This window comes from Streptomyces sp. NPDC059564 (assembly GCF_042735575.1).
Taxonomy (GTDB): domain Bacteria; phylum Actinomycetota; class Actinomycetes; order Streptomycetales; family Streptomycetaceae; genus Streptomyces.
Genome location: NZ_JBHWBP010000567.1, coordinates 1 through 3,203 on the forward strand (window position 1 = coordinate 1; position 3,203 = coordinate 3,203).

Annotated in this window: 2 protein-coding genes and 1 pseudogene; 2 read left to right on the forward strand and 1 reads right to left on the reverse strand. The window is 77.5% G+C overall.

Features of this window, described 5'->3' with window-relative positions:
• The first annotated feature begins 621 nt into the window (after nucleotides 1-621).
• Together ACFV0Q_RS40215 and ACFV0Q_RS40220 are read left to right on the forward strand one after the other, a co-directional pair.
• The gene (locus ACFV0Q_RS40215; RefSeq protein WP_385012889.1) at nucleotides 622-2,082 is read left to right on the forward strand and encodes a phosphodiester glycosidase family protein; all 1,461 of its coding nucleotides are present in this window, start codon (nucleotides 622-624) and stop codon (nucleotides 2,080-2,082) included.
• Between the two features lie 36 nt (nucleotides 2,083-2,118).
• Nucleotides 2,119-2,616 (forward strand): hypothetical protein, encoded by a 498-nt coding sequence (locus ACFV0Q_RS40220; protein ID WP_385012891.1) that lies wholly within the window; start codon nucleotides 2,119-2,121, stop codon nucleotides 2,614-2,616.
• Between the two features lie 55 nt (nucleotides 2,617-2,671).
• On the opposite strand, the pseudogene gltD reads toward ACFV0Q_RS40220, so the two are convergent.
• Nucleotides 2,672-3,203 (reverse strand): annotated as a pseudogene (gltD, locus tag ACFV0Q_RS40225) (glutamate synthase); the annotation flags it as partial.

Consider the following 3,203-nt stretch of genomic DNA (forward strand, 5'->3'; position numbering starts at 1 on the left):
CTCCCGATGGAACCCTTCTCGCCGGACGGCCGCCCGGGGGACGGCCGCCCGGGGGACGGCCGCCCGGGGGACGGCCGCCCGGGGGACGGCCGCCCGGGGGACGGCCGCCCAGGAGACAGACGCCCTGCGGATGCCCGCCTGGCGGAGGGCCGCCCGACGGAGGCCCCTCAGGCAGAAGGCCGCTCAACAGAGGCCCGCTCGGTGGATGTTCCGCCCGGGGCGGGCCGCCCGGGGGGCGCGCTTCCGCTGGGAGGCGGCCCGGCCCATGTCGGCGCAGCGGAGGCCCCTTCGGCAGGGGGCCGTCCGGGGGACGCCCCTCGGGTGGGGGCTGGGCCGGCGGGTGCTCGCGCAGCGGAGGTCTATTCGGCAAGGGGCCGCCTGGGGGACGCTCCTCCGGTGGGGGCCGAGCCAGTGGGTGCTCGCGCAGCGGAGGCCACGTCGGCGGACGCCCGCCCGGCGGACGGGCTGCCAGTGGGAGCCGGACCGGTGGGTGCCCGTGTGGTGGAGGTCCCACCCGCAGAGGCTCGCTCGGTAGCGGCCCCTTCGGAGGGGGACGGCCCGGCGGAGGCCGCATCGGCGGAGGCCGGTCAGGCAGGGGCACGTTCGGCGGATGCCGTACGGGTGGAGGCCGGCCCGGGGGAGGACGTACGCGCGGAGCGGCCTTCGGAGGAGGCCGGACCGGCGGAAGTCCGTCCGGCGGAGGCCGAGCCGGCGGAGCACGACGCGGCGGAGGCCGACCCCGTGGAAGCCGGCTTCGTGGCGGCGCTGGCGGAGGCCGAGCCGGAGGAGCTCGTTCCGGCGGAGGGCGGCCCGGTGCGGGGCGGCCCGGGGGAGGGCAGGGCGGCCCGGGTGGTGCCGGTGGAGGCACGGCCGGCGTGGGTGCTCCCGGCGGAGCCGGCGCACGGCGTGCGGTACCGGGCCTTCGCCGTGCCGACCTCGCACGGCAGCGCCCGCGTCCACCTGGTCGAAGCCGACCTCCGCGGGCCCGGCCTGAGCGCCGACCTGCTGTACCCGGGCTCGGTCACCGACCGGGCCCCCGTCTCCCAGATGGCCCGCCGCCAGGGCGCCGTGGCCGCCGTCAACGGCGACTTCTTCCACATGATGGAGAACCAGCACTCCGGTGTCGCGGCCACCGGATCCGCCTCCGGCCCGCAGGTGATGCACGGCCGCCCGCTCAAGGCCGCCGTCCCCGAAGGGCAGCGCTTCGGCTGGAAACCGCTCCCCGGGGACAGCGCCCAGGACGTGGTCGGCGTCGGCACGGACGGCAAGGCGCGCAGCGGCCGCCTGAAGCTGTCGGGCCGCGTCGAGACCCGGACCGGCGGGTTCGCCCTCGGCGGGTACAACCAGTACGCCCTGCCGGTCGGTTCCGTCGGACTGTTCACCTCGCGGTGGGGCTCCGCGTCCCGCGCACGCGCGGTGTGCGGCAGCGACAAGCGCCGCTCCGGCCCCTGTGCCACCGAGGTCTACGAGGTGACCGTCCGCGGCGGCGAGGTCGTCTCCGGCTCCGCCACCCCCGGCAGCGGGGCCATCGACGCCGACACCCAGATCCTGCTGGGACGGGACGCGGGCGCGGGCGTCCTGCGGCGACTGGCCCAGGGGACGCGCGTACGGATCGACTACGCCCTGGGCGCCGGCTCGGAGGTGCCGTTCCGGTTCGCCCTGGGCGCCCACGCCGTGCTCCGCGGCCACCGGGTCCTGCCCGGCCTCGACGCGCGCACCGCGGAGCCCCGTACGGCCGTGGGCATCGCCGACGCCGGGGACACGCTGTTCCTGCTGGTCACCGACGGCCGGGAAGGCACTTCGACCGGCCTGACGGTGCGTGAACTCGCCACCGTGCTGCACTCGCTCGGCTGCGACGAAGGCCTGTACATGGACGGCGGTGCCTCCTCCACCCTCGCCACGCGCGACCCCGACACCGGGACGGTCGCCGTACGCAACCAGCTCCAGGACGGGCAGGAACGGCGCGTGCCCAACGGCATCGCGATCCTCGCCCCTCGGAGCGACGGCCCCGGCAAGGGCCCCGGCAAGGGCCCCGGGAAGGGCCCCCGGTGGGGCGGGGACGGAGCGCCGGTGCGAGACTGACCGGCTGTGAACGGTACGAACAGGGCAGGCGGGATCATGCGACGGGGACGAGGACACCGGATACCGGTGATGTGGGCCCTGGCGACGGCCACGGCCGCCGTCACGGCCACGGGATGCTCCCACCCCCTGGCGGACCTGGGCCCGTTGCCGCCGCGCTACACCGGCCCGGTGCTCTCCGCGGACACGGTGGTGGCGGACCTGACCGCGGCGCTGGCCGCGGAGGGGGTGACGGCGCGGCGGACGCCGCCCGACGTGAACGGGACCGAGTGTCACGAGAGCCTCAGCGCCGAACCCCTCGCGACCGTGGCGGACTCCGCGGTGCGGGCCGCGTTCGCCCGGGCCCGTTCCACCTACGGCTGGCAGGACGCGCGCAGTCCCCAGGAGGGGACCCTCAGCCTGAGCAAGGGCAACTGGACGGCGATGACCACTCCCAACGCCCCCGTGCGGGCGGACCAGACCACCGCGCAGGTCATGATCACCCTCGTCTGCGACGGCCGGCGCGCGACGCCCTCGCCCTCCGCGACCGCGCCCTGAACTCCTTGACGCGTCGCGGGGAGCCCTCCCGGGGCGGTCCGCGGCCACCGGCCGCCTACAGGTCTCCGTACCGCATGCGGCCCAGCGCCGTCATCGGCTGGTCGTGGGCGGCGATCGAGGCGGGCAGGGCGGTGGACCCGGTCAGGTAGCGGTCCACCGCGGAGGCCGCCGAGCGGCCCTCGGCGATGGCCCAGACCACCAGCGACTGCCCCCGCCCCGCGTCCCCGGCGACGAACACCCCCGGCGCCCGCCCGCCGGCCGCGGCGAAACCCGCGTCACGGGCGAAGGCCCCGCCCTCGTCGAGTTCGAGCCCCAGCTGCTCCCGCAGGCCGCCCGCCCGCTCGGGCCCGGAGAACCCCAGCGCCAGCAGGACCAGCCCGGCCGGGATCACCCGCTCGGAGCCCAGGAGGGGCCTGCGGCCCTCGGGCTCGACGGCCGTCAGCCGCAGCGCCCGTACCCGTCCGGCGGGATCCCCCTCGAAGTGCAGGGTGGCGCACGCGAAGAGCCGCGGGTCGGTGCCCGCCCGCCCGCGGGCCTCCTCGTGGGCGTGGGAGATCCGGTACACCTTCGGGTACACCGGCCAGGGC